Raw genomic sequence first — 24,434 nt, 5'->3', positions numbered from 1 at the left:
CCCCAGGACCGCCACCGGCCCGGGACGCCCCCGCGGCGTCCCGGGCCGGATCGCGTCCACACCCATGTCCGTGCCGGCGTCCGAGGCCGCCCCGGCCCCGCGCTCCGACCCGAACGGCCCTGGCGACCAGGCCGACCAGGCCGCGGACTCGCCGCGCAGCCAGAGCGGCAGCACCGCGACCGGGCCCCGCGGCAGCCCGTCAGGCGTCACGCCGCGCCGCCTCCCGGTCGGCCGCCAGCGAGCGCTCCAGTCGCGCGAGCAGCTGCCGGAAGCGTTCGGCGTCCTGCTCCGTCATCCGCCCGTCGGGCGCCGCCCCCGGCCACTCGGCCGTGTTCTCGTTCATGCACCCGACGTTAGGCCGCGACGATCAACACACGATAAACACCCGCCCCGGCAGTCCCACTGGGGGCGGACCGAGCCCCTGTCGCCCCGTGCGCAAATTTATTAGGAAAGTTTCCTTACCTTATAGACCAGCGCCCGACCCGGCACCTACGCTGCTGCCGCGAGCTCGCACCCTCGCCCCGGCACGCGGTCGACCGTGCCACCCCCACACACCCTCCGGCGGCTGCGCCCCCGGAGATCGGAGCACACCCATGCGAGTTTCCCGAACCCGCCGCCTCGCCGCCCTCGCCACCCTGGCCGCGCTGACCGCCGGCCCCGCCTGCACCGCCGGGCCGGCCCAGGCCGCTCCCGACACCGCCATCGCCACCGCCTCCGCCAGCGCCACCGTCACCACCGCCGCCTCAGCGGCCGGCGTGCGGCCGCTCGCGACCGGAGGTCTCACCCCCGACCAGCGCCGCCGGGCCGACCAGCTGATCAGCATCTTCGAGAACAGCACCACCGAGATCCAGTACGGCTACGCCGAGAACATCGACGACGGCCGCGGCGTCACCGCGGGCCGGGCCGGCTTCACCACCAACGACGGCGACGCGCTCAAGGTCGTCCGCGCGTACACCGCCGTCTCCCCGGACAACCCGCTGGCCCGCTTCATCCCCGAGCTGGAGCGCCTCGCCTCCGCCGGCAGCGGCGACACCAGCGGACTGCCGGAGGCCGAGTACGTCGCCGCCTGGAAGCGGTCCGCCGAGGACGCCGTCTTCCGGCAGGTCCAGGACGACCAGGTCGAACAGCGCTACTTCACCCCCGCCATGGACCAGGCCGACCGGCTCGGGCTCACCACCGCCCTGGCTCGCGCCGAGCTCTACGACGCCTCCGTCCAGCACGGCAACGGCGGCGAGTACGACGCCCTGCCCGCCCTGATCGCCCGCACCGGCGCGAAGGTCGGCTCCCCCGCCGTCGCGGGCGAGGCCGCCTGGCTGGAAGCCTTCTTCGAGGTCCGCATCGACGACCTGACCAACCCGGCCAACTCCTCCACCGCCGACGAGTGGCGCAAGTCCGTCGACCGGGTGGAGTGCCTGCGCCGGATCGCCGCCACCGGCAACGTCGACCTGGACGGGCCGCTCGCCGTCACGGCCTTCGGCTCCGCCTACACCGTCGCCTGAGCCACGGACCCGGGGCCCGGTTGTGGGACCGGACCCCGCCCCGGCGCCCGTGGGGCTCCGGCCCCACGGGCGCCGGTACGGGTCGGTGGGCCGCCCGCTCCAGGGCGGCCCACCGACCGCCCTGGAGCCGGCCCCGCGCCCGGGAACCGCTACGCCCCTCCTCCGACGGGGGTCGTCCTTCCGCCGACCGGGTCGCGCGACGATACTGGCCGCATGGGGTTCCTCGTCTTCCTCACGCTGCCCGGGCTGGTGCTGCTGCTCACCGCGCTCGCGCTGGTCGACCAGCTGCTGCTGCGGGCCGGCCGGGCCGGACTGCTGCCCTGGCGGAGCAGCGCGCGGCAGGGGCAGGTCTCCGCGACCGGGTTCGAGCAGCTGCACGCCACCTTCTCGGCGGGCAAGCAGCACGAGCTCAAGGAGCGGCAGTCGGCGCTGATGCTGCGCGACGACGACGAGGACGGCGCCCCGCCCCACCGCCCCGGTGTCGACCTGGCGCGCGGTTCCGCGGTGATCCGGCTGCCAAAGGCGTCCTGAAACGCCCGGGCCGCCCTGGCCCTCCCCGGGCCGCCCGCAGGCGTCCCGACCCCCCGACCCGCCCGCAGGAACCGAGGCGCAGGCCCTGCCCCGCGGGCGCCGGACGGCGGCGGAACGTGGGCTACCCGCGGGTGGCCAGGGCGGCGTCCAGCAGGATGCGCGCGGCCTCCCGGGCGTCCTCGGCCGCGCTCGGGTCGCCGTGCACGGCGGCCGTGGTCATCGCGCCCTCGGCCAGCAGCGCCAGCTGGGTGGCGAGGGCGGGCGGTGCGTCGGCGGCCTCGGCCAGGCCCGCCAGGTAGGCGTTGAACTCCTCCTTGTGGTGCCGGGCGGCCAGCGCGACCGCCGGTGACACGGCACCCAGTTCGCCGAAGGAGTTGACGAACGCGCAGCCCCGGAAGTCGGGTTCGGCGAACCAGCGGCCTAGCCAGTCGAAGACGGCGAGGAGCTGCTCCCGCGGCCGGTCGGCGGCGCCGGCCACGTAGTCGGCGAGGCCGGCCCGCCAGCGGCCGTCCCGCCGTCGCAGGTAGGCGTCGACGAGGTCCCCCTTGGAGGGGAAGTGCTGGTAGAGGCGGCGCATCGTCACGCCGGAGGCGGCCCGGACGGCGTCCATGCCGACCGCCTGGACGCCCTGCCCGTAGAAGAGTTCCTCGGCGGCGTCGAGGATCCGCTCCCGCGCGTCGTCGTGTTCGGTCCGGCGGCCCGGCGACGGCTCCGCCCGCCCGACCGACCGCCCGTTCGCCTGCGCGTCCATCTGCCGTGCCCTTTGCGTGAGAACGATGATTCTCCTAGAGTAGCCACATCAGTGAGAACGCTCGTTCTCATCGATATCCGCCGACCCGACGTCCGCCGACCCGACGTCCACCCGACCCGAGGAGACCCCCGTGTCCGACCAGCGCCCTCCCCTGCCACCGTTCACCCCGGAGACCGCCCGACAGAAGGTCCGCGCCGCCGAGGACGCCTGGAACACCCGCGACCCCGAGCGCGTCGCCCTCGCGTACACACCCGACAGCCGCTGGCGCAACCGCGCCGAGTTCCTCACCGGACGCGGGCAGATCGCCGAGTTCCTCACCCGCAAGTGGCGCCGCGAACTCGACTACCGGCTCGTCAAGGAACTCTGGGCGCACGACGGCGACCGCATCGCCGTCCGCTTCGCCTACGAGTGGCACGACGACTCCGGCCAGTGGTACCGCTCGTACGGCAACGAGAACTGGGAGTTCGACCGGGACGGCCTGATGGCCCACCGCCACGCCTCCATCAACGACCTGCCGATCGCCGAGGCCGACCGCCGGTTCCACTGGCCGCTCGGCCGCCGGCCCGACGACCACCCGGGCCTCACCGAGCTCGGGCTCTGACCGGCCGCGGGCGGCACCCGCGCCCGTCGTAGCCTGGCGGGCATGGCAACGACCGTCACCTACCTCGAAATGACCGACCCCGGAGAGCTGCGGGCGGCCCCCGCCATCGCCGGCCTCGCCCTGGCCCGCGCCGACGGCTCGTCACCCGCCGTCCAGGAGGTCCAGGCCGAGGTCGGCCGGCCGCACGGCTGGCGCAGCGCCCACCGCACCGCACGGGACTGGGCGGCGTACCGCGCCGAACACCCCCGGCGCCAGAGCTGGCTGCTCACCCACCACGGCGGGCCCGCCGGCATCGTCGCCCTGGAACCGCACCCCGACGGGGAGGTGGAGATCACCACCTTCGGCCTGCTGCCCGCGATGGTCGGCCGGGGCCTCGGCGGCTACGCGCTCACCCTGGCACTCCGTCAGGCCTGGGCCACCAGTCCCCTGGGCGGCGGGCCCGCACGCCGGATCTGGCTGCACACCGACTCCGACGACCACCCCAACGCCCTGCCCAACTACCACAAGCGCGGCCTGCGGACCTTCCGGACGGAGGTCCGGGACGCCTGACCGGCGGCCGGGGCCGACCCGCCGGCCGTCCCCTGGGCCGGGCCGGCTGTTCCACGACCGTGACATCCCCCGCACCCGCCCCTGACCCGGCTCTGGGACGCTCCTACTCGAACGCGAACAGCACCCGAGGGGGAACCTGGAATGTCCGTGCGCAACAGATTCGGCACCGCGGCCGCGATCGCCCTGATGACCACCGTCGGCGCCGTGCTGCTCTCCGCCTGCGGCCCCGAGAACTCCGGCTCCGACCCCACCGCCGCCCCCGGCGGCACCGCGTCGGCGACCTCGGCCCCCGGCGGCACGGCGCCGGGCGGCACGGCCCGCCCGAGCAGCCCCGCCCCGGGCGCCAAGGAGGTCAACGGCACCTCCGCCGCCAACCACCTGACCATCAGCACCGGCACCCGGACCGTCGCGATGAACGGCACCACCGTCGACTTCGGGACGGCCGTGCGGGACCTCACGTGGTCCCCGGACGGCAAGCGGGCCGCCTTCGTCAACGGCGACGGCGACCTCGTCGTGGCCGGCCCCGACGGCAGCGGGAAGGTCACCCTGGCCCGGAACCCCGGCGGCGAGACGTGGTCCCACCCGACCTGGCAGCACGCCGCGAAGAGCCCCGGCGACCTCCCCGAGTCCGCCGACCGCTTCGACGCCGTCGTCTTCTCCGCGGCCAAGGGCGGCGTCCTGCGCCTGGAGAAGATCGCGACCAAGAACGTCGGCGGCACCCCCGAGGTCCTCACCCCGCACAACTCCGAGGGCGGCAACGAGAACATGCCGCAGCCGCCGCAGACCGGCAACACCTGGTCCAACGCGGGTGGCCAGCGCGGCGAGATCGCCTACGCCAACACCCCGGCCGGCGAGGTCTACCTCTACGACGACTACATCCGCCCCGCCACCCGGGACCTCGGCAAGGGCTCCCAGCCCGCACTCTCCCCCGACGGCGAGCACATCGTCTTCGTCCGTGCCGTGAACGGGCACGACCACCTGTTCAGCCGCTCCACGCAGTCGGACCAGAAGGCCGAGAAGGACCTCACCCCCGCGGCCACCACCGACTACACCGAGCCCGCGTGGTCCCCCGACGGCGCGACGATCGCGGCCCGCACCCCCGACGGCGTCAGCACCGTCCCCGCCGACGGGTCCGCCGCCCCGGCGCCGGTCTCCACCGTCAAGGGCCTGCCCGCCTACCGCCCCTGAGCCGACCCGTCCGCCTGAGCGGCCCCGTCCGCCCGGCCCGACCCCGCCGCCTGAGCGGACCCGTCCACCCCGCCCGGTCCGGTCGCCGAGCCCGTCCCGGCCTCCGGGCCCGGCGGAACGACCCGGCCCGACCCGCCGGCCGGACGGCCCGGCCCCGCCAGCTCGGCGCGCAGCGCGGCCAGGTGCTCGTCCGCGGACTCGTGCGGCAGGAACTCGACCACGTCGAGGAAGCGAAACAGCACCCGGGTCTCGGTGACGGCGTACTCGTAGTCGCCGAACCCGACCACCGCGCCCGTGCCGCCCCGCACGGCCCCGCGCACCGCGGCCGCCGTCAGCCCGTCCGGGCCGGCCCCGGTCGTCGCCCGCCGCCGGGCGTTCGGCCGGGCCAGGTACGGGCAGACCATCGCCGCGTACAGCATGCAGGCCCGGTGGCCCGGCCCCTCCATGGTCGGCGCGAGGTTGCGGTACGGCCCGCCCGCGGCGAGCGCCGCGGCGATCGCCGCGCTCTCCGCAGCCCCGACCACCCGCCACACCGGGCCGCGCGGCATGAACCCGCCGCAGACCGAGCAGCGCCGCTGCAGCGCGCAGTCGGCGCTGCGCCCGTGGTCGGTCAGCGCGAACTGCGGCTCACCCGCGTGCCACGGGGTGATCGCGGGCACCGGATAGCCCCTGCCGTCCCGGGGCCGTTCCCCCACCGCCGCCGGCATCGGCACAGAATCGAATCGCACCCCCCATCCATACCAGCCCCGCCCGCCGACGGTCGATCCCGCTGCCCGGTGCGGCAAGGACCGGCGGCTCGGCCGGGTGGCGGCCGGGCGCGGGCCTCACTGCGCCCCGGGGGCCTCCTGCGCGAGGAGCACCTTGCGGAGCAGGTCGGACAGGGTGCGGCGCTCCTCCTCGGTCAGCACCCCCAGCAGGCGGCGCTCCTCACGGCCCACCACCTCCAGCGCCTCGTGCCAGGCCGCGCGGCCGGCCGCGGTGAGGACGATGTCGACCTTGCGGCGGTCCGCGGTCGAGGGGGTGCGGACGACGAACCCGCGGCGTTCGAGGGCCTCCAGCCGACCGGTCACGGACGCGGCGGCGAGGTTGAGGTCGGCTCGCAGGTCCGACGGGGCGGCGTGGCCGCCGCGGCCGGCGAGGACGTGCAGGGTGTCGAACTCGTGCTTCTGGAGGCCGTAGTCGGCGACGCCCTGCTCGCGGACCCGCCCGAGGTGGCGGGTGAGCTTCGACATCCGGGTGACGGCGGCCTCGATGTCGGGGTCGAGGTGGGGCAGCACCGGGAGCCAGCGTTCGACGTGGCCGTCCGTCCAGTCGCGGGGCGAGGTCGGCTGGTGGTGCGGGTGCTCGGCCATGGGGTGAGTCTACAAAGCGACCCGGGGTCCCCCTCCGGGGAGAGTCTTTCGATACCGAAATTTCGTTGCCAAAATTTCGTTGCCGAAACTTCGGTACCGAAATACAGTGCCACGCGTGACCGAACACCCCCTGCGGAACCGCGACTTCCGCCTCCTCTTCACCGGCCGGACGATCTCCACCCTCGGCGACGCCGCCGTCCCCGCCGCACTCGCCATCGCGATCACCCGCGCCACCGGCTCCGCCACGGCGATGGCCCTCGTCCTGGGCTGCGCGATGCTGCCGCGGCTGGCCCTGCTGCCGCTCGGCGGGGTGGTCGGGGACCGCTTCGACCCGCGACGGGTCGCCCTCACCACCGACCTCCTGCGCGCCGCCACCCAGCTGCTCGTCGCCGTCGAACTCGCCGGCGGCACACCGAGCCTGGCGCACATCGCCGCCGCGTCGGCGGTCGCCGGCACCGCCTCCGCCTTCGCGATGCCGACGGCCGCACCACTGGTCGCGGCGACCGTGGAGGGCGGCCTCCGGCTGCGGGCCAACGCCCTGCTCGCCTCGGCCGGCAGCGCCGCCCGGCTCGGCGGGCCGGCCCTCGCGGGTCTGCTGGTGTACACCGCAGGGCCCGGCTGGGCCTTCGTGCTCGACGGCGCCTCCTTCGCGCTGAGCGCCGCCCTGCTGACCCGTCTCACCGTCCGTCACCAGCCCGGGGAGCGCCGCTCACTGCGCCGGGACCTCGCCGAGGGCTGGAGCGAGGTGCGCGCCCGCGACTGGTACTGGACCAGCCTGATCGCGCACGGGGTGTGGAACGGCGCCAGCGCGGTGCTGCTCACCCTCGGGCCGCTGATCGCCACCACCCGCCTCGGCGGGGACGGCGTCTGGATCGCCCTCACCCAGGCCGGCGCGGTGGGCCTGCTGGCGGGGTCGCTGATCGCCGGCCGGGTCCGGCCGCGCCGCCCGGTGCTGGTCGCCAACCTCGCCCTCGCGCTGTACGGGCTTCCGCTGGCGGCGCTCGCCGCGGCCGCCCCCGCCGCCGTGACGGTGGCCGCGTACGCGGTGGCGATGGCCGGGCTCGGCTTCCTCAACCCGGTCTGGGCGACGGTCGTCCAGCAGGACTTCCCGCCCGGGGTGCTGGCCCGGGTCACCTCGTACGACTGGCTGCTCTCGCTGGCCGCCGCCCCGCTCGGCTACGTCCTGGCGCCGCTGGCCGCCGACGCCTGGGGCGACGCGGCCCCGCTGCTGGCCACGGCGGCGCTGGTGACGCTGGTCTGCGCGGGCACCGCGGCGGTGCCCGGCGTCCGCCGCGCCGGGACGGCGTCCCCCGCGGACGCGTCGGACGCCCCCGCGGAGGACGCGGCGGCCGCGGAGCGCCCGCCGGCCCGGGCCGGCTCCTCCTGAGCGGCGGGCGTCCCGCAGCGCTCCGGACACGCCCTCGGCACGGCCGTCACGCCCCGCAGGGGGACGTGACGGCCGCTCCCGCTGTCCGGCCCCGGGCAGCGGGGCCGGCCGGGGTCAGTTCCAGATGCCGGTGATGTCGCTCGCGGTGGCGGCGTTGCCCGCGTGGCCGGTGGCGCCGGCCAGGTCCTCCAGGGTGCGCAGCAGGTTGTAGTGGTTGTAGGTGGTGGCCGAGCTGCTGCCGGGGGCGACGTGGGCGCCGTAGATCACGGTGGGGATCCGGTTGCCGGCCAGCCGGTTGTCCTCGTCGAAGGTCACCACGAGCAGGCTGTTGTGGGTCTTGGCCCAGGTGGCGTAGGCGCCGAGGTTGTTCTTGACCCAGGTGTCGCCGGTGCCGACCGAGCAGTCGTGCATGTCGCTGCAGAGGTTGGGCACGACGAAGGAGACGTTGGGCAGGGTGGTGTAGTCGGTCGGGAACTGCGCGAAGGTCTTGGCCGAGCTGAGCGCGACGTTGCCGAAGCCGAACCACGGGTTGTGCTTCTGCGCGTACTTGCCGCTGCTGCAGACGGTGCTGCCCTGGGACGGCAGGGTCTCGTTGTAGCTGGCCCAGGTCCTGCCCGCGGCGGTGACCTCGGAGGCCAGGTTGGCGCCCTGGAGCGCGCCGACGCTGACGCAGCTGTCGTCGGTGATGCCCTGGGTGGAGCCGGAGAACAGGGCGTAGTAGTTCGGCTGGCTCGGGTGGGTGATGCCGAACGACTGGGTGAGGTTGGCGCCGCCGGTGGCCAGGGAGTTGAGGTACGGGGCGCTGCTGCTGCCGATGACCTGGGTGTAGGCGTGGTTCTCCATGACCACCACGATGATGTGGTCGGGCGTCGGCAGGGCGGCGGCGTGCGCGGTCGTGGCGGTGGCGGCCCAGAGGCCGGCGGAGGCGGCCACGAGCGCGGCGGCCGAGCCGAGGGCGGTGGCGGTGCGGCGGGAGCGCGGCTTGGTGGGGTTCACGGGCTGGGTGGGCTTCGTGGGCGAAGTCATGACAAGTCCTTGGGTAGGGAACGGCCGTGGCGGCCGTCCGGCCGGGGAGCGGACCGCGGGACGCCTGGCGGGCTCGGTGGGGCGGGGAGGGCCGAGGTGCCGGAGCACGCTCGGAGCGCCCGAACAGCATCGGGTGGATCCGTCGACGCGGGTAGGCCACGGCAGGTGAAACCTTGGCTCCGGGCCGGGAAACGGTTGGTGCGTCCGGTCCGGTTCACTTTGCCAGCGGCCGCCCCGGCCGGTGATAGTGGATCTTCGAGGACGTGGCCCGACGCCGCGTCAGCTGACGAGAGAACAGAGGACCATGGCGAAGACCAGCCTTCTCCGCCCGCTCGCCGTCGCCGCCGCCGGTGCCGTCCTGGTGGCGACCGGTGCCGCGCACGCCGCCGCCGCCGACCGGGACACCACCGGGGCACCCATCCCCGACACCGCCGCGGTGCTCGCCGCCCTGAGGACCACCGCCGACGCGGGTGCCCCGGGTGCCTTCGCGGTGATCCGCGACCACGGCGCCGGGTCCACCACCCGCTCGCTGTCCGTCGGCAAGGCCGACCTCGACGGGACCCCGATGAACTCCTCGTGGCGGTTCCGCGTGGGCAGCAACAGCAAGATGTTCGCCGCCGTTCTCGTGATGCAGCTGGCGGAGGAGGGCCGGATCGACCTCGACCGGCCGCTGCGCGACTATCTCCCGGCCGGGACGCTGCCCGACGGCTGGACGATGACCGGCCGCCAGGTCATGGAGCACCGCGCCGGGATCTACGACCACACCAACGACCTGCTGGAGCAGGCCGGCGAGGAGACCACCAGCGCCTTCGAGGCGCGCATCCGCAGCACCGTGTACGAGCCGCGCGACCTCGTCGCGATGTCCGTCAAGCACGGCCAGCAGTACACGCCCGGCAGCCGCTACTCCTACTCCAACACCGACTTCGTCCTGATGGGCCTCGCCGTCGAGAACCTGACCGGCCAGCCCTACGCGGAGGTGCTGAACGAGCGGATCATCCAGCCGCTCGGCCTGAGCAGGACCTCCTTCGTCGTCCCCGACCAGGACATCCGGGGCGCGCACGTCACCGGCTACCTCACCAACGACGACCGCACCAAGCCGCTGCTGGACTCGACCCTGGCGAACGGCTCCTGGGTGTGGGCCGCCGGCGCCGTCATCTCCGACGCCGCCGACCTCGACCGCTTCCTCACCGCACTGGTGGCCGGCAGCAAGGGCGGCCTGGTCACGGACGACTCGCTGAAGCAGATGACCGCCGCCATCCCCACCCCCACCGCGAAGGTGGCCTACGGCCTCGGGCTGCGCCGGATCACGCTCTCCTGCGGCGACGTGTACGGCCACGGCGGCATCGTCCAGGGCTTCCAGACCCAGTCCTTCACCACCCAGGACGGCAAGCGCTCCGTCGTCGTGTTCGCCAACGCCTCCAACAACGGCGCCGTGACGCAGGGCCTGATGGGCGCGCTGGAACCGGCCTTCTGCGGCAAGAAGCCCGCCGCGGCGCGCAACTCCTTCGCCCCGAGCGCCTTCGCCGAGGACGACGTCCTGCCGGTGGTCGAGGACACCCGGATCTGACGCCCCGCCCCCGGCCGGGCCCGCGGCGTCAGCCCGTCCGGCGGTGGCTCTGCCGGGGGCCGTCCGTGCTCAGGTCGGTGAGCGCCTCGGTGAGCAGTTCGCGGGCCTCGTCGGCACGGCCCTGCTCGATCAGGGCCGTGCCGAGCTCGGTCAGCGTCTTGGTCATGCTGTCCGGCCGGCCGATCGCCTCGTAGTGGGTCAGGGCCTGCCGGTACGCCTTCTCGGCGGCCGGCCAGCGCTTCAGCGCGGCGCGGTCCAGGCCCAGTTCGTGCGCCGTCATGGCGGCCATCAGGTGCATCAACGGCGAGGACCAGCGCTCCACCAGCTCCAGCGCCCCGGCGAGCGCGCGACGGCGGTAGTCCACCGCCTCCTCGGCGCGGCCGGAGTCGCGCAGGCAGTTGGCGGCCCCCCGCAGGGTGACCAGCCGCCCGATCCTGGCCGAGCGGCTGGTCACGGTGCCGAAGGCCTCCCCGGCCCGCCCGTAGGCGTCGATGGCCTCACGGTGGCGGTGCAGGTGGCGCAGGCCCGCGGCGAGGTAGCTGAGCGCCCAGCCCTCCTGCTCGCGGTCGCCGAGCCGGCGGGCCAGTTCCAGCCCCTCGCCGGCGAGTTCGGTGCCGCGCTGGTAGCGGTGCAGGCAGGTGACGTAGGTCCAGGCCAGGTAGTTCACGTGCACGACCTCGGCCTGCCGGTCGCCGCAGGCGCGGGCCGAGTCGACGGAGAGCTGGAAGACCTCCGTCCAGAGGTCCCAGCTCAGCAGCCGGTCCGAGAACCAGTGCATGGCCTCGGCGGTGGCGATCACCTCGCGGTGCCGGCCGGCCGCGAAGGCCTGGTAGAGGGCCGCCAGCCACTCGGTGTGCTCCTCCTCCAGCCAGCGCGCCGCCTCGGTGAGCGGCACCGGCGGGCCGGAGCCCTCCCACGGACCCCCGGAGTGCGGCCCGGCGCCCGCGGCCGTGGCCTGGGCGTGGTCCGGGTCGAACCGCAGGCCGAACTCGGCGGCCCGGTCCAGCAGCCAACCGCCCGCCCTGGTACGGGCGTCCGCCACCGCGCCGGGCTCCTCGTCGACGCCCAGCCGCTCGCCCGCGTAGAGCCGCACCAGGTCGTGCAGGCGGTAACGCTCCGGGGTCGCCAGCTGCACCAGCCCCGCGTCGATCAGCTGTTCCAGGACCAGCTCGGTGCGGGCGGCCGACAGGCCCGCGTAGGCCGCGGCGACGGCGGCGGTGAAGTCGTGCCCGGCGGTCAGCGCGCAGCGGCGCAGCACCAGCTGGGACTCGGCGGGCAGCCGCCGGTAGGACAGCGCGAAGGCCGGGCGGACGGCCAGGTCACCGGTGGCCAGGAGGTCCAGCCGGTGCTCCTCGGCCGCCAGCTGGCGCACCAGGTGGCTCACCGGCTGCTGCGGGCGGGCGACCAGCCGCTGCCCGGCGATCCGCAGCGCGAGCGGAAGGTAGCCGCAGAGCCGGGCCAGTTCGGCGGTGGCGTCGGGCGCGGCCTCGATCCGCTCCCGGCCCGCGATCCGGGCCAGCAGGTCGGCTGCCTCGCCCGGGGACAGCGCGTCCAGCCGCAGGCGGTGCACCGACTCCAGGCCGGGCAGCACGTTGCGGCTGGTGACCAGGGTGACGGCCGGGCCCGAGCCGGGCAGCAGCGGGCGGACCTGGGCCTCGTCGGCGGCGTTGTCCAGCACCAGGACGAGCCGCCGCTCTCGCACCAGCGCCCGGTAGAGGCCCGCCCGCTCCTCCGTACCGGCGGGCACCGCCCGGTCCGCGACCCCGAGGGCGCGCAGCACCTGGCCGAGGGCGTCCCGGGCGGAGAGCGGGGTGGCGGACATCCCGCCGAGGTCGAGCGAGAGCTGGCCGTCCGGGAAGAGCGGGGCCAGGGTGTGCGCGGCGTGCAGGGCGAAGGCGGTCTTGCCCAGGCCGGGCTGACCGCTGATCAGGACCACCCGGGGATGGGCCGGTTGGGCGTCCCCGGCGAGGTCCGCGAGCAGCGCGAGGGCGTCCTCACGGGCGGTGAAGTCGGCGATGTCGCGGGGCAGGGCGAGGGCGCCGGGGGCGAGCGGGGCGGCGGCCTCCGGCTCGGCCGGGGGCCCGGTCACGCCGGCGGCGACGGGCTCCGCACCGCGGTCCGGCGAGGCGGGGGCGGTGCCCGTGGTGGCGCTGGGGCCGGCGGTCGCCGTCGACCGGGTGCCCCGGGGGCGGCCCGACTGGGCGGCCCGGTCCAGGGTGGCGGCGCGCGCCGCGTCCAGCCCCAGCGCCTCGGCCAGCGCCCGGACGGTGCGCCGCTGCGGCCCCCGGGTGCGGCCGCGCTCCATGTCGCCGACGGCGCGCAGGCTGACCCCGGCCGACGCGGCGAGCTCCTCCTGGGTGAGGCCCGCCGCCACCCGGTGGCCGGCCAGCAGGCGGCCGAACTCGCCGCCCCCGTCGGCGCCCGAACCTGCCACCGTGTCGCTCGCAGCCGTCATGTCCGCCCCTGATCGCACCCGTTACTTCTGCCTGCTGTCGTGCCTGCCAGGCAGCCCCCGGCAGAAGTATGCCGGGCAGAAGTATGCCTCGTACCCGACCCTTTCCCCGCATCGGGCGCCCGGCGGGCGCACCGCCCGGCGGGCGGCAGCGGGCCGCCGGGCGGTCGGGCCGGTCCGCCGCACGGGTGGTCGCGCCCATCACTTCCGCCCACGGTTCTGCCTGTGGTTCTGCCTGTGCGGTCGTGGCCCGGCACGGGGACCACCGGTGCGGGAGCGCCCGGCCCGGGCGCCGTCCGCGCGTCGACCGCCGGTCCGGGACGGCCCCGGGCCCGCTCAGCGCTCGCCCGCGGCGAGGGCCTGTGCCTGCCGCCGTTCGGCCGTGCCCTCGGCGGTGCGGCCCAGTGCGCAGAGCAGGTCGGCCAGCAGCCCGTGCGAGCGGGCCTCCAGCGTGACGTCCCCGACGGTGCGCCCGAGGGCGACGGCGAGCCGGGCGGTGGACAGCGCGGCGTCGCCGCGGCCGAGGGCGTGCAGGGCGCGGGCCCGGCTCTGGGTGGCGAGGACGGCCTCGGCGTCGGCGGAGCGGCCGGTGGCGATCCGCACCGCCTCGTCGGCGTGGCCGAGGGCCGGCTCCGGGGCGCCGGCCAGCACGAGGGCGTCGGCCAGGTCGGTGAGCGCACCGACCAGCAGGTCGTCGACGGCCGGGACGCGGGCGGCGGTGACCAGGTCGGTGAACAGCACCAGGGCCTGGTCGTAGCGGCCGGCCCGCTGCAGCGCGCCGGCCACCCGGCCGCGGCAACGGTGGCGCAGCAACGGGTCGCCGGCCCGGTCCGCGGCGGCGACGGCCCGGTCCAGCTCCTCGGCCGCGGTGCGGTGGGCGGCCCGCTCGACGTGCAGGACGGCGAGGTCGGTGGCCAGCCGGGCGACGGCCGCCTGGTCCGCGCAGGCGTGCGCGGCCCGCAGGCCGGCCTCGACGACGGCCCGCCAGTGCGTCCGGTCGTGGCCGGTGGCCTCGTAGAGCAGGCTGGTGCGGTGCGCGAGCTGCCAGGCCTCCGTCGTCCGGCCGAACTGCTCGGCGCAGACCACCACAGCGTGCAGTGCGGCCTCCTCGCGCCCGAACCAGGCGGCCGCCTCGGCGGGCGCCGGCGGGCCCCCGTCCACCGTCCACGCGGCGGTGACCGCGAGGTAGTGGGCGATCAGCCGGTCGAGCGCCACGAACCGCTCGTCGCAGGTGAGTTCGGCGGCCTGGCGGGCCGCGTAACGGCGGACCAGCTCGCGCCGGACGTACCGGCCGGGGGTGGTCTCCTCCAGGAGGTGGACGGCGTCCAGCCGGGTCAGCAGGGTGCGGGTGGTGGCGCGCGGCAGGTCGGCGAGCGCGGCGGCGGTGGCGGTGTCGATGACGGCGCCCGGGTGCAGCCCGAGCAGGGTGAACAGCCGGGCGGGGGCGGGCGGCAGGGTCCGGTAGGTGCGGTCCAGGGCGGCGGTGAGGCCGAGCGGTCCGCGCCCGGTGCCGGCCAGCGTGGAGAGGCCGGTCTGTTCGTCGGCGAGCTCCTCGACCAGGTCGGCCAGCGACCAGCCGGGGTGGGCGGCGAGCCGGCCGGCGGCCAGCCGCAGGGCGAGCGGCAGGTGGTCGCAGGCGGTGGCGAGCTCGGCGGCGGCCTCCGGTTCGGCGGCCACCCGCGCGGTGCCGAGGGCGCGGTCGAGGAGGTCGGCCGCGCCCTCCGCGGTGAGCGGGCCGAGCGGGAGGGCGGTGCCGCCCTCGCGGACCAGCAGGTGGCGCAGCCGGCTGCGGCTGGTGACGACGGTGACGGGTGCGCCGCCGCCCGGTGCGGGCGGGTCGGGCAGCAGCGGTGCGAGCTGCTCGTAGGAGAACGCGTCGTCCAGCACGACCAGCGTCCGGCGGTCGGCCAGCAGCTCCCGGTAGCGCCGGGCCCGCTCCTCGGGGCAGGCGGGCAGGGCGTCCGCCGGCTCGCCGAGGGCGAGCAGGAAGCCGGCCAGCACCTCGGCGGGCTCCCGCGGCCCGGCCGGGTCGAAGCCGAGCAGGTCGGCGTGCAGGAGGCCGTCCGGGAAGTGCCCGGCCGCGCGCTGCGCCCAGTGCCGGACCAGGCTGGTCTTGCCCGCCCCGGCGGGCCCGGTGACCAGGATCGGGCGGCCGCTGCGGGCGGCGTCGGCCAGGGCCGCGTCCAGCCGGCCGAGGTCGGCGGACCGGCCGGTGAACCGGCGGTCCGGGGGGCCGAGCCGCGCGAACGGGGTGGGGCGGTCGGCGTCGTCGGCCGGCCGTTCCGGTCCGCCGGCCAGCAGCTCACCGGCGCGGCGCAGCTCCGGCCCGGGCGGTCCGGCCAGCCGGGCGACCGCCAGGTCGTACCGGGCCTGCGCCTCGTCCCGGCGGCCGGCCTGCTCGAGGCAGCGGACCAGCCGGGCCGCGAGCGTCTGACGGCTCGGGTGGGCGGCCGCAGCCTCGGCGAGCTCGGCGGCCAGTTCGCCGCCTCGGCCGGCGCCCAGGAGCCCCTCGGCGAGCCGGTCCAGGGCGCGCAGCCGCAGGTCGGTGAGGGAGGGCAGGGTGCGCTCGCGCAGCAGTGCGGAGCCGCAGTCCGCGAGGGCCGGGCCGCGGAAGAGGTCCAGGGCGGTGCGCAGCAGCGGGACGGCCGGGTCGGGCGGGCCCGTCCCGGCGTGCCCGGCGGGCGGCGGCGGGGTGGGCAGCAGCACGCCCGCCCGGTCGCAGAGCAGGCCGAAGCGCAGCAGGTCGACGCGGTCCGGGTCGCCGGTGAGCAGGTAGCCGCCGCCGCGGGTGTCGAGGGTCAGCCGGGGGTCGTCGAGGAGTTGCCGCAGGGCCGCGACGTGGCCCTGGAGCGCGGCCCGGGCGGTGGGCGGGGCCTCGCCGTCCCAGACCAGCTCGATCAGTTCGTCGGTGCCGACGGTCTGGTTGAGCCGGATGGCGAGGGTGCTGAGCAGGGCGCGGCGTTTCGGAGCCGAGGGCGTGACCGTCGTCCCGTCGTCCCGTCGTACGGCGACCGGCCCGAGCAGGTCGATGTGCATGCGGCCCTCTCCTCCCCTGTGGCCGGCGGATCCGCCGCCGCCGACAACCGTGGGCGGCCTTCCGGCGTTCTTGAGGATAGGTGCAGGATCCGTCCGCGAACTCCGGGCCGCGGGGAGCCGGCCCGCCGCGGTGCCGGGTGGCGCGGGACACGCCCGGCCGTCGCGGGCGGGCGATCTGGCGCGAACAGGACAGTTCAGGGCACTACACTGCACCACCCCGGGGCACGCCCCCGGTGGTCGTGGGGCGGGGGGACGCCCTGGTTCTCGTGGGGTGAGTGGGGGTAACTGGTGCGGATTCGGCTCCTGGGGCCGGTCGAGCTGCGGGCCGGGACGGACGGGTTCGTGTCGCTGCCGGGCGCGCAGCGCCGGGCGATCCTGGCGCTGCTGGCACTGCGGCTCGGCCGGGTGGTCGGGGTGGACGGCTTCTCCGAGCTGCTCTGGGGCGACCGGCCGCCGGCCAGTGCCCGGGCGGCGCTGCAGGGGCACGTGGCCGCGCTGCGCAAGGCGCTCGCCGGCACGCCGTTCGTGCTGCACACCCGCTCGCCCGGCTACCTGCTGGACGGTCCGGCCGACGAGGTGGACGCGCTGCTCTTCGAGTCGCTGACCGGCCGGGCCGGGGAGCGGGCCGGACGCGGCTCCCGGGCGGCGGACGCGGAGGCGATCGCGCTGCTGGAGCAGGCGCTGCGGCTGTGGCGCGGCGAGGCGCTGGCCGACCTCCCGGACACCGCGCTGCGCTCGGCCGCCGTGGACCAGCTGGACCAGGCCCACTCGGCCGCCGTGCTCAGCTGGGCGGGCCTGCGGCTGCGCCAGGGCAGCGGCGCCGCGGCGGTGCCCGCGCTCGAGCAGAACGTGCGCGCCGACGGGCTGCGCGAGGAGATGGTGGCGCTGCTGATGCGCTGCCTGCACCAGGCCGGGCGGCCGGCGGACGCGCTGGCGGCCTACCACCGGGCCCGGCGGCGGCTGGACCGCGAGCTGGGGCTGCGGCCCGGCCCGGCGCTGGAGGCGGCGCTCGCCGAGGTCCTGTCCGGGGACCGCGCGCAGGACGCGGACCCTGCGGGCCCCGCCACGCTCACCGCCCCGGTCTCCCCCGCGGGCCCGGCCGTCCCCGCGGTGGTGCCGCGGGTGCCGCGGCAGCTGCCCCGCCGGCCGCTCGACGTCGTCGGCCGGGGGGCCGAGGCGGGCTGGCTGGACCGCGAGTGCGGCCCGGAGCGTTCCGGGGACGGCCTCGCGCTGGTGGTCGGCCCGGCCGGGTCCGGCAAGACCACGCTGGTCGCCTCCTGGGCGCACGGCCGCGCCGCGGACTTCCCGGACGGGCAGCTCTTCGCCGACCTGCAGGGGCTGGACCCCGAGGGCCCGGTGGACCCGGACACCGCCCTGGACCGCTTCCTGCAGGCCCTCGGGGTCGCGCGGGAGGCCGTCCCGGCGGACCGCGACGGCCGGGCCGCGCTCTACCGCGACCGCACCCGGGGGCGGCGCCTGTTGGTGGTGCTGGACGACGCCGCCGACGCCGACCAGGTCGCCGACCTGCTGCCGGAGGGCCCGGGCTGCGCCACCGTGGTGACCAGCCGGGGCTCCCTGGAGGGCCTGGTGTCCGCCGACGGCGCCGCACTGCTGCGGCTGGAGGCGCTGCCCGAGGCCGACGCCCTGCGGCTGCTGGAGGGGGCACTGGGCACCGAGCGGCTGCGGGCAGAACCGGCCGCGGCCGCCGAGCTCGCCGCGCTCTGCGACCACCTGCCGCTGGCGCTGCGGATCGCCGCCGCCCGGCTGGCCACCCGGCCGGACTGGACGATCGCCGAGCTGGCCGCCGAACTCGCCGACGAGGGCACCCGCCTGTCCGTCCTGGACGCCGACGGCGCGACCGGTGTCGCCACCGAACTGCGGCGCACCTTCCGCCGGCTCTCCCCCACCGCGGCCGAGCTGCTCACCCTGCTCGCCGTCCACCCGGGCCGGGAGGTGGACGCCCTGGCCGGCGCCGCGCTGCTCGGGGCCGACGCGGTCGCCGCCCGCCGGGCGCTCGGCGAGCTGACCGCCCACCACCTGCTCACCGGCACCGCCCCGGGCCGCTACGGCCGCACCGAACTGGTCCGGCTGTTCAGCGCCGGGCTGCTCGCCGAGCAGCCCGAGGAGTGCCGGCGCCTCGCCTGGGAGCGCCTGGTGGACTACTACCACGCGGCGTTGCGGCACTGCGGCGCGTACCTCGACCCGGGCCAGGAGGACGACGACGCCCCGGTGCTGCCGCTGCACGCGCTGCCGCCCGCGACGGACATCCGCACCGCCCTGGACTGGTTCCGGGCGGAGGAACCCGCGATCCGCGCGCTGATCGACACCGCCGACAGCACCGCCCCGGACCGGGCCTGGCGGCTCGCCCTGACCTGCGGGTCGCTGTACTACGGCGCCAGCCGCTTCACCGACTGGCTGCGGTGCGCCCGGGTGGGCGAGGCGGCGGCCGAGCGCTGCGGCGACCCGGTCGCGAGCGCGCTGCTGCACGTCAGCCGGGCGCAGGCCCTGGTGGCGCTCGAACGGCGCCACGAGGCGGCCGAGGTGGTGCGCAAGGCCGTGGACGCCACCCGGTCGATGGCCGGGCCGGTGGCCGTGTCGGCGCGCGTCCGGGCGCTCGCCACCCTGGGGCTGGTCACCGCGATGACCGGCAGCGCCGCCGAGGCGGACCGGCTGGCGGCCTCCGCGACCGCGCTGGCGCTGGAGGCCGGGGACCGCCGGCGGCTGGTCGACGCCCTCGTCCACCAGGGCTGGGTGAACCTGGCGGGCGGCGACCGGGAGGGCGCGCAGCGCCGGTCCCGCGAGGCCAGGCAGCTGCTGCCGGCCGTCCCCGTCACCCAGGTCCACATCTGGTCGATGCTGACCGAGGCGCAGTCGCTGCCGCCGACCGTCCACGACCAGGAGGTCGACCTGGCCTGGCACCGGCTGCTGGCCGCCTGCGAGGAGGCGGGCCTGCTCTACCTGCACGCGATCGCCGAACAGTCCTACGCCGGGCTGCTGCTGGCGCGCGGCCGGGAGCGCGAGGGGACGAAGCGGCTGCGGCTGGCGCTGGACCGGTTCGACCGCCACGACCGGCTGGCCGGGTTCGTGAGCGAGTTCACCGGCGGGTTGGAGGAGTCGTTGAAGCTGCGCTCGTCCCGGTCGTTCTGACCGGGGGGCACCGGCTGACCGGCGGTCACCGCGCCACGGCCGGGGTCACCGCGCCGCGGGCGGGGTCACTGCGCGACGGCGCCGGAGCGGGCCCCGCCCCGGGCGCCGCGGCCCTCACCCGGGCCGTAGCCGTGCTCCGCGGACAGCACCGGGCGCAGCGCCCGGATCGCGTAGAAGTTGCGGGACTTGACGGTGCCCGGCGGCACCCCGAGGCGGGCCGCCGCCTCCACCACCGAGCGGTCCTTCAGGTGGAGTTCGACCAGCACCTCGCGGTGGTGCTTCTGCACCCGCCGCAGCGCCAGCGCGATGTCCCGGGCGACGACCACCTGTTCGTACGGGTCGTCGCAGAGCGGGCGGTCCTCCAGGGGTTCGCCGATGACCTCCTTGGCGCGGGCGGCGGCCATCCGGTAGTGGTCGATGGCGATCCGGCGGGCGACGGTGAAGAGCCAGGGGCGGGCCTGCTCGGCTCCGGCGGACAGCGCCTCCGGGTGCTGCCAGGCGCGCAGCAGGGTCTCCTGCAGGATGTCCTCGGCCTTGCCGCGGTCGCCGCCGGTGGCACGCAGCAGGGCGCGCAGCAGGTAGCCGCCGTGCAGCCGGTGGATCTCGGCCAGGATCTCCGGGTCGAGGGTGGGGCGGGCGTCCCGCGGGGTGCGCTGCGCGGGGACGGCAGCCGTGGCGGCCGACGGGTCCGTGCCGGCCGCCGGGCCGGCGGACGGCTGGGTGACGGACAGGGGCTGGGCGACGGGCTGCTTCGACACGCGCGACCTCTCAGATCGGGCCAGGGGCGGGGCGACCACCGACCGGACGTCCCAGGCGGCTACGGCAGCAGCCTGCCGGGGCCCGCCAAGGCCGCACCAACGATCCGCCAACGCCCCCGGCCCCGCGCGGGCCCGGCCTCGGGCCGGGCCGCCGCCGCGGGGCCGGGCCCGCACCGGGTCAGGCCGCGTTGAGCGCCCGCACCAGCTCCTGGACGCCGTCCTCGCCGTGGTACTCGATCAGCACCGCGACCCAGGTCGCGAGCCGGTCCCGCTCCGCGGACGACCAGTCGGTCGCCGACGGGTGCTCGTCGACCACCAGCGCCTCGGCGAGCCGTCGCAGGCCGGGCGGCGGCTCCGGCCGCCACCGCTCGGCCGGCAGCGCCCGCAGGGCGAGCCGCCTGGCGACGGCGATCACCTCCTCGGCCGGCCCCTCGGGCACCGCCAGCACGGGCGGCCCGGGCTCGCTCGGAGCGACCTGCCGCACCAGCGCCGCGACGACCTCGCGCACGTCCGGCCCGTCCGGATCCATCGTTGTCCCTCCCCCGTCCCGTTCGCACGGGACTCACGCCGGTTCCTCCTGCATGACACTCGGCGTGCACCGAGTGCCACCCGGAGACGGTATCCACTGACGGCCGGTCCGGCAGAGGGTTTTCCGGTACGGCCGCCCGGCTGCCGCCGGGTCGGCCCGGCCGGTACGGCTCGGCGGTATCCTGCGGATCCCCGCCGGGTCCGTCAAGATCCACAAGGCGCCGCCGGGGGCGTCCTAGGCCGTGCCCGAGGAGCCGTGGCGGGCCCTCGGCCGGGCCGTGGCGCGGATCGTGGGGTGCGGGGTGGTGCGCATACGGGTCCTCCCGGGCCGTCGGGGCGCGCCGCGCGCCCCGACCCGCTCAACGGGCCCCCCGCCGGGGGCGGTTCACGGGCCCCGGGGAGTGATCCGCACGACACTCCCTACGGTGTGACGATCGGGAAGTCCGGGTCGACCCGGTCGACGACCGAGCGCAGCGCGCTCAGCGCCGTCGGGTCCCCGGCCACGGTGACGCCCTCGGGCTGCCGGCCGGCCAGCAGGACCACCAGCTGTTCCCTGGTCAGCGTGAAGGCCGCGTCCGTCCCGGCGCCGAAGAGGTCGGGGGCGACCGGGGCGTGCACCAGGACGCCGTTCTCCAGCGTGGTGCGGTGGTACTGGTCCAGGTCGGTGACGTGCCAGTCGATCACCGCCCGCAGGTCCCACGCGCGCGGGCCGTCGATCCGGATCGCGATCGCGTCGAAGAGCTGCTCCACGGTCAGCGCGCCGGCCAGGCCGGAGGAGGCGATGGCGGTGCGCTCGACGCCGTGGCGCAGCTCCCTGGCGCCCATCAGGTAGCAGTTGCGCCAGGTCGCGCACTCCGCGCCGTAGGCCAGCCGCTCGAAGGTGTCGGCCAGCAGCTCGCGCGCTGCGGCGTGCTCCGGGTCGGCGAAGACGGCGTGCCGCAGCAGTTGGGCGGCGAAGCGCAGGTCCCCGTCGTCGGCGTAGCCGCGGGCCTTGGCGACCACCGCGTCGACGCCGCCCATGCAGTCCGCGTAGCGGCGGGCGCTCGCGGCCGGCGGGTGCTCCCACAGCGAGGACGGGTGGCCGTCGTACCAGCCCATGTACCGCTGGTAGACCGCCTTGACGTTGTGGCTGACCGAGCCGTAGTAGCCGCGGGTGTGCCAGGCGGCGGCGAGCCGCGGCGGCAGTTCGACCCGCTCGGCGATCTCGGCACCGGTCAGGCCCTGGTTGAGCAGCCGCAGGGTCTGGTCGTGCAGGTAGCCGTAGAGCTGGCACTGCTCGGCGAGGAAGCGGGCGATCCGGTCGGTGCCCCAGGTCGGCCAGTGGTGCGAGGCGAACAGGACGTCGCTGTCCGCGCCGAACAGGGTCAGCGTCTCGTTCAGGTAGCGCGACCAGACCCGGGCGTCGCGGACCAGCGCGCCGCGCAGGGTCAGGATGTTGTGCAGGTTGTGGGTGGCGTTCTCGGCCGTGCAGAGCGCGCGGTGCGCGGGCAGGTGGAAGTTCAGTTCGGACGGCGCCTCGGTGCCGGGGGTGAGCTGGAACCGGAACGGCACGCCGTCGAGCGTCTCCTCCTGCCCGGTGCGGGTGATCTCCAGGGTCGGCGCGACCAGCCCGGGCTCGCCCTCCGAGGCGGCGAAGCCGAGCCCCATGCCGACCTGCCCGGTCGGGCCGGGCGGCACGGCCGCGCCCGAGTAGTACATGCCGCGGCGCAGCATCGCCGTGCCCGCGTAGACGTTCTCCGCGACCGAGTTCGCCAGGAATCCGGCGGGGGCGAGGACCGGCGTGCCGTCGCCGGGGGCGAGGACCCCGAGGATCCCGCCGAAGTGGTCGATGTGCGAGTGGGTGAAGACCACCCCGGTGACCGGCCGGTCGCCGCGCCTGTCCCGGTAGAGCGCGAGGGCCGCCGCGGCCGTCTCGGCGGACACCAGCGGGTCCACCACCACGACGCCGCGCTCCCCCTCGATCAGGGTCATGTTCGACAGGTCGTAGCCGCGGACCTGGTACACGCCCTCGGTGACCTCGTACAGGCCGGCGCGGGCGCACAGCTGGGACTGCCGCCACAGGCTCGGGTGGACGGTCTCCGGGCAGTCGCCCGCCAGGAACGCCGTGCGCTCGAAGTCCCAGACGACCCGGCCGTCGCGACCGGTGACCGTGCCGGACGGGGGCCCGGCCAGGAACCCGCGGTCGGCGTCCTCGAAGTCCGTCCGGTCGGAGAAGTCCAGCGCCGTCATTCCTGCCTCCAGTCGCCGGGGGCGGCGGCGCGGGCGAGGGGGCGCCCCGCCCGTCGCACGACCTTCCCGATTCTTGGCCGCCGCCGGGCCGGGCGCCCGTCCGCCGTGCCGTTCGGGTGGGTTCCGCGCCGGTCGGGCGGCGGCGCGGACCGGTCCCGCCCCTCGGCCGGGCGCCCTCCCTGGGCGCGACCCCGCAGTTGAGCAGGACGCCGCCGTCGGGGGCGTTGAACGCGGTGGCCCCTCCCGTCCGTTGAACGGGTCGGACGGCCCGCGCGCGGTCGGCGTCGGGGGCGCCGGCGACCGCGGCACGAGACGGGGCCGACACGGCGACAGGAGGCGAACAGGTGGCCGCCGACCACATGCACACCGGGCGGGTGCACCGTCTGGCGCAGGGCCCGGACTGGGACCTCGCCCCCGACTACGGCCCCCGCACCGCGCCCGCCGGGGCAGCCGCCGGGGTGGCCGCCCCGGTCCTCGCCGGGGCAGCCGTCGGGGGGCCCGCCGGGGCGACCGCGGCGCCGCCCACCGGGCCCGGGCCGACGACGACGGGGCCGGCGACGGCACCCTCACCCGACTGGCGCCGGCCGCTGGACGTCCTCGGCACCGTCCTGGTGCCCCCGGAGGCCCGGCCCGCCCCGAGCCCGGCCCCGGCCGTCCCGTCGGCCCCGTCGGCCCCGGCCGTCCCGCCGCCCTTCGCCCGGCTCGCCCCCGTGCCGCCGGCGCCACGCTTCGCACCCGCCGCGCACGTCCCGGCGGCGGCCCCGGCGCCGCAGCCTTCAGCCGCCGCGCCCCGGCCCCGGCGGTCCCTCGGCCTGCCCGCCCTGCCCGCCCTGTCCGGCGGGCTCGGCCGCGGCCTCGGCCTCGCCCGGGGCGAGCGGGAACGCGAACGGGAGCGGCTCACGGCCACCATCCGCACCCCGCTGCACCGCTCCTTCCGGATCGCCGTCGTCGGCCTCAAGGGCGGGGTCGGCAAGACCTCGGCCACCCTGGCGCTCGGCTCCGTCCTCGCCGGGACCCGCGCCGACAAGGTCATCGCCGTCGACGCCAACCCGGACACCGGCACCCTCGGCCGCCGGATCCACCGTGAGACCCCCGCGACCATCCAGGACCTGCTCGCCGCCGCACCCGGCATCTCCGGGTACATGGACGTCCGGCGCTTCACCTCGCTCACCCCCAGCGGGCTGGAGGTCATCGCCAACCACGCCGACCCCGCCGTCGCCAACGGCTTCGGCGGCGAGGACTACCGCCGGCTCGTCGAGCTGCTCAGCCGCCAGTACCCGATCGTCCTCAGCGACTGCGGCACCGGCCTGCTGCACGGTTCCACCCGCGCCGTCCTCGACCTCGCCGACCAGCTCGTCGTCACCGCCACCACCGGCGTCGACGGCGCGAGCAGCGCCGACAGCACCCTGGAGTGGCTCCGCGCCAACGGCTACGCCCACCTCGCGGAGCGCAGCGTCACCCTGATCTCCGGCATCCGGGCCGGTGGCCGGTCCATCCGGGTCGAGGAGCTGGTCGCCCACTTCGAGCGCCGGTGCCGCGGTGTCGTCGTCCTGCCCTTCGACGAACACCTGGCCCTCGGCGGCGAGTTCGACCCCGCCAAGCTCCGCCCGCGGACCCGCCGCAGCTACCTCGAACTCACCGCGCTGGTCGCCGCGGGCATCCCCCTCGTCGCGCCCGCGCCCGCACTCGGGCCCGTACTCGGCCCGTGACCGCGGAGGTCAGCCGTGGTACCCCCGGCCCTCGATGCAGAAGCGGGCTGCGACCACCCACCTCGAAGCCCGCGCTGCCAACCGGTCGCCGGTCGGCATCAAGCGCGTCGCGCCGACCTCCGGG

19 protein-coding genes are annotated in these 24,434 nt (G+C 76.7%); 9 read left to right on the top strand and 10 right to left on the bottom strand.

The features are described from left to right. Positions 1 to 199 precede the first annotated feature (199 nt). Positions 200 to 343, bottom strand: coding sequence for a hypothetical protein (locus ACFYUY_RS35545; RefSeq protein ID WP_360221678.1), 144 nt, complete (start codon positions 341 to 343; stop codon positions 200 to 202). A 250-nt stretch (positions 344 to 593) separates the two neighbouring features. Between ACFYUY_RS35545 and ACFYUY_RS35540 the strand changes: the two genes are divergently transcribed. Next, positions 594 to 1,499: a chitosanase gene (locus tag ACFYUY_RS35540; RefSeq protein ID WP_387907037.1), complete on the top strand. Its 906-nt coding sequence runs from the start codon at positions 594 to 596 to the stop codon at positions 1,497 to 1,499. Between the two features lie 213 nt (positions 1,500 to 1,712). Beyond that, positions 1,713 to 2,030, top strand: a complete 318-nt coding sequence (locus tag ACFYUY_RS35535; RefSeq protein ID WP_387907034.1) for a DUF6191 domain-containing protein — start codon at positions 1,713 to 1,715, stop codon at positions 2,028 to 2,030. Positions 2,031 to 2,151: 121 nt separating this feature from the next. On the opposite strand, the gene ACFYUY_RS35530 is transcribed toward ACFYUY_RS35535, so the two are convergent. Beyond that, positions 2,152 to 2,781 (bottom strand): TetR/AcrR family transcriptional regulator, encoded by a 630-nt coding sequence (locus ACFYUY_RS35530; protein ID WP_360221669.1) that lies wholly within the window; start codon positions 2,779 to 2,781, stop codon positions 2,152 to 2,154. 130 nt (positions 2,782 to 2,911) lie between these two features. Here ACFYUY_RS35530 and ACFYUY_RS35525 point away from each other — a divergent pair, with 130 nt between their 5' ends. The 3 genes from ACFYUY_RS35525 to ACFYUY_RS35515 all read left to right on the top strand — a co-directional run bounded on the left by ACFYUY_RS35525 (position 2,912) and on the right by ACFYUY_RS35515 (position 5,119). After that, positions 2,912 to 3,382, top strand: a complete 471-nt coding sequence (locus ACFYUY_RS35525; RefSeq protein WP_387907031.1) for a DUF1348 family protein — start codon at positions 2,912 to 2,914, stop codon at positions 3,380 to 3,382. Between the two features lie 42 nt (positions 3,383 to 3,424). Continuing rightward, on the top strand, positions 3,425 to 3,931 hold the full coding sequence (locus ACFYUY_RS35520; RefSeq protein ID WP_387907028.1) for a GNAT family N-acetyltransferase: 507 nt from the start codon (positions 3,425 to 3,427) through the stop codon (positions 3,929 to 3,931). Positions 3,932 to 4,072: 141 nt separating this feature from the next. Continuing rightward, positions 4,073 to 5,119, top strand: a complete 1,047-nt coding sequence (locus ACFYUY_RS35515) for a hypothetical protein (protein ID WP_387907025.1) — start codon at positions 4,073 to 4,075, stop codon at positions 5,117 to 5,119. Here the strand turns inward: ACFYUY_RS35515 and ACFYUY_RS35510 are convergent. Both ACFYUY_RS35510 and ACFYUY_RS35505 read right to left on the bottom strand, forming a co-directional pair. Further along, entirely contained in the window at positions 5,107 to 5,778 is a 672-nt protein-coding gene (locus ACFYUY_RS35510) for a hypothetical protein (protein WP_360221657.1), read from the bottom strand. The genes ACFYUY_RS35515 and ACFYUY_RS35510 overlap by 13 nt on opposite strands. A gap of 165 nt (positions 5,779 to 5,943) precedes the next feature. Then, positions 5,944 to 6,471 (bottom strand): MarR family winged helix-turn-helix transcriptional regulator, encoded by a 528-nt coding sequence (locus ACFYUY_RS35505; protein WP_360221654.1) that lies wholly within the window; start codon positions 6,469 to 6,471, stop codon positions 5,944 to 5,946. Between the two features lie 115 nt (positions 6,472 to 6,586). Between ACFYUY_RS35505 and ACFYUY_RS35500 the strand changes: the two genes are divergently transcribed. Continuing rightward, positions 6,587 to 7,858 (top strand): MFS transporter, encoded by a 1,272-nt coding sequence (locus ACFYUY_RS35500; protein ID WP_387907020.1) that lies wholly within the window; start codon positions 6,587 to 6,589, stop codon positions 7,856 to 7,858. Between the two features lie 114 nt (positions 7,859 to 7,972). Here ACFYUY_RS35500 and ACFYUY_RS35495 read toward each other — a convergent pair whose 3' ends face one another. Further along, positions 7,973 to 8,884, bottom strand: a complete 912-nt coding sequence (locus tag ACFYUY_RS35495) for an alkaline phosphatase family protein (RefSeq protein WP_360221648.1) — start codon at positions 8,882 to 8,884, stop codon at positions 7,973 to 7,975. A gap of 304 nt (positions 8,885 to 9,188) precedes the next feature. Between ACFYUY_RS35495 and ACFYUY_RS35490 the strand changes: the two genes are divergently transcribed. Further along, a complete protein-coding gene (locus tag ACFYUY_RS35490; RefSeq protein ID WP_387907016.1) occupies positions 9,189 to 10,451 on the top strand; it encodes a serine hydrolase domain-containing protein in 1,263 nt (420 codons plus the stop codon). Between the two features lie 28 nt (positions 10,452 to 10,479). Here the strand turns inward: ACFYUY_RS35490 and ACFYUY_RS35485 are convergent, their stop codons facing one another. Both ACFYUY_RS35485 and ACFYUY_RS35480 read right to left on the bottom strand, forming a co-directional pair. Further along, positions 10,480 to 12,906 (bottom strand): tetratricopeptide repeat protein, encoded by a 2,427-nt coding sequence (locus ACFYUY_RS35485; RefSeq protein WP_363365317.1) that lies wholly within the window; start codon positions 12,904 to 12,906, stop codon positions 10,480 to 10,482. Positions 12,907 to 13,239: 333 nt separating this feature from the next. Continuing rightward, positions 13,240 to 15,939, bottom strand: coding sequence for a BTAD domain-containing putative transcriptional regulator (locus ACFYUY_RS35480; protein WP_387907013.1), 2,700 nt, complete (start codon positions 15,937 to 15,939; stop codon positions 13,240 to 13,242). A 288-nt stretch (positions 15,940 to 16,227) separates the two neighbouring features. Between ACFYUY_RS35480 and ACFYUY_RS35475 the strand changes: the two genes are divergently transcribed. Continuing rightward, on the top strand, positions 16,228 to 19,086 hold the full coding sequence (locus ACFYUY_RS35475; protein WP_387907010.1) for a BTAD domain-containing putative transcriptional regulator: 2,859 nt from the start codon (positions 16,228 to 16,230) through the stop codon (positions 19,084 to 19,086). A 65-nt stretch (positions 19,087 to 19,151) separates the two neighbouring features. Here the strand turns inward: ACFYUY_RS35475 and ACFYUY_RS35470 are convergent, their stop codons facing one another. From ACFYUY_RS35470 to ACFYUY_RS35460, 3 genes are all read right to left on the bottom strand, one after another. Further along, positions 19,152 to 19,844: a sigma-70 family RNA polymerase sigma factor gene (locus tag ACFYUY_RS35470; RefSeq protein ID WP_360216909.1), complete on the bottom strand. Its 693-nt coding sequence runs from the start codon at positions 19,842 to 19,844 to the stop codon at positions 19,152 to 19,154. 178 nt (positions 19,845 to 20,022) lie between these two features. After that, entirely contained in the window at positions 20,023 to 20,373 is a 351-nt protein-coding gene (locus ACFYUY_RS35465; protein WP_360216906.1) for a hypothetical protein, read from the bottom strand. Positions 20,374 to 20,792: 419 nt separating this feature from the next. Beyond that, positions 20,793 to 22,601, bottom strand: coding sequence for an alkyl/aryl-sulfatase (locus ACFYUY_RS35460; RefSeq protein ID WP_387907007.1), 1,809 nt, complete (start codon positions 22,599 to 22,601; stop codon positions 20,793 to 20,795). 344 nt (positions 22,602 to 22,945) lie between these two features. Between ACFYUY_RS35460 and ACFYUY_RS35455 the strand changes: the two genes are divergently transcribed. Further along, positions 22,946 to 24,310 carry a MinD/ParA family protein gene (locus ACFYUY_RS35455; RefSeq protein ID WP_387907005.1) on the top strand — a complete coding sequence of 455 codons (1,365 nt, stop codon included), beginning with the start codon at positions 22,946 to 22,948 and terminating at the stop codon, positions 24,308 to 24,310. Positions 24,311 to 24,434: the final 124 nt, after the last annotated feature.

Source organism: Kitasatospora sp. NPDC004745 (assembly GCF_042873275.1).
GTDB lineage: Bacteria > Actinomycetota > Actinomycetes > Streptomycetales > Streptomycetaceae > Kitasatospora.
Note: the sequence above shows the minus strand (reverse complement) of the source record. Positions and strands in the feature narration are given on the sequence as shown.

Excerpts from the sequence above, each read along its gene's own strand:
- ACFYUY_RS35545 (WP_360221678.1), bottom strand. The coding sequence starts at position 343 with ATGAACGAGAACACGGCCGAGTGGCCGGGGGCGGCGCCCGACGGGCGG.
- ACFYUY_RS35540 (WP_387907037.1), top strand. The coding sequence starts at position 594 with ATGCGAGTTTCCCGAACCCGCCGCCTCGCCGCCCTCGCCACCCTGGCC.
- ACFYUY_RS35535 (WP_387907034.1), top strand. The coding sequence starts at position 1,713 with ATGGGGTTCCTCGTCTTCCTCACGCTGCCCGGGCTGGTGCTGCTGCTC.
- ACFYUY_RS35530 (WP_360221669.1), bottom strand. The coding sequence starts at position 2,781 with ATGGACGCGCAGGCGAACGGGCGGTCGGTCGGGCGGGCGGAGCCGTCG.
- ACFYUY_RS35520 (WP_387907028.1), top strand. The coding sequence starts at position 3,425 with ATGGCAACGACCGTCACCTACCTCGAAATGACCGACCCCGGAGAGCTG.
- ACFYUY_RS35515 (WP_387907025.1), top strand. The coding sequence starts at position 4,073 with ATGTCCGTGCGCAACAGATTCGGCACCGCGGCCGCGATCGCCCTGATG.
- ACFYUY_RS35505 (WP_360221654.1), bottom strand. The coding sequence starts at position 6,471 with ATGGCCGAGCACCCGCACCACCAGCCGACCTCGCCCCGCGACTGGACG.
- ACFYUY_RS35495 (WP_360221648.1), bottom strand. The coding sequence starts at position 8,884 with ATGACTTCGCCCACGAAGCCCACCCAGCCCGTGAACCCCACCAAGCCG.
- ACFYUY_RS35490 (WP_387907016.1), top strand. The coding sequence starts at position 9,189 with ATGGCGAAGACCAGCCTTCTCCGCCCGCTCGCCGTCGCCGCCGCCGGT.
- ACFYUY_RS35485 (WP_363365317.1), bottom strand. The coding sequence starts at position 12,906 with ATGACGGCTGCGAGCGACACGGTGGCAGGTTCGGGCGCCGACGGGGGC.
- ACFYUY_RS35480 (WP_387907013.1), bottom strand. The coding sequence starts at position 15,939 with ATGCACATCGACCTGCTCGGGCCGGTCGCCGTACGACGGGACGACGGG.
- ACFYUY_RS35465 (WP_360216906.1), bottom strand. The coding sequence starts at position 20,373 with ATGGATCCGGACGGGCCGGACGTGCGCGAGGTCGTCGCGGCGCTGGTG.
- ACFYUY_RS35460 (WP_387907007.1), bottom strand. The coding sequence starts at position 22,601 with ATGACGGCGCTGGACTTCTCCGACCGGACGGACTTCGAGGACGCCGAC.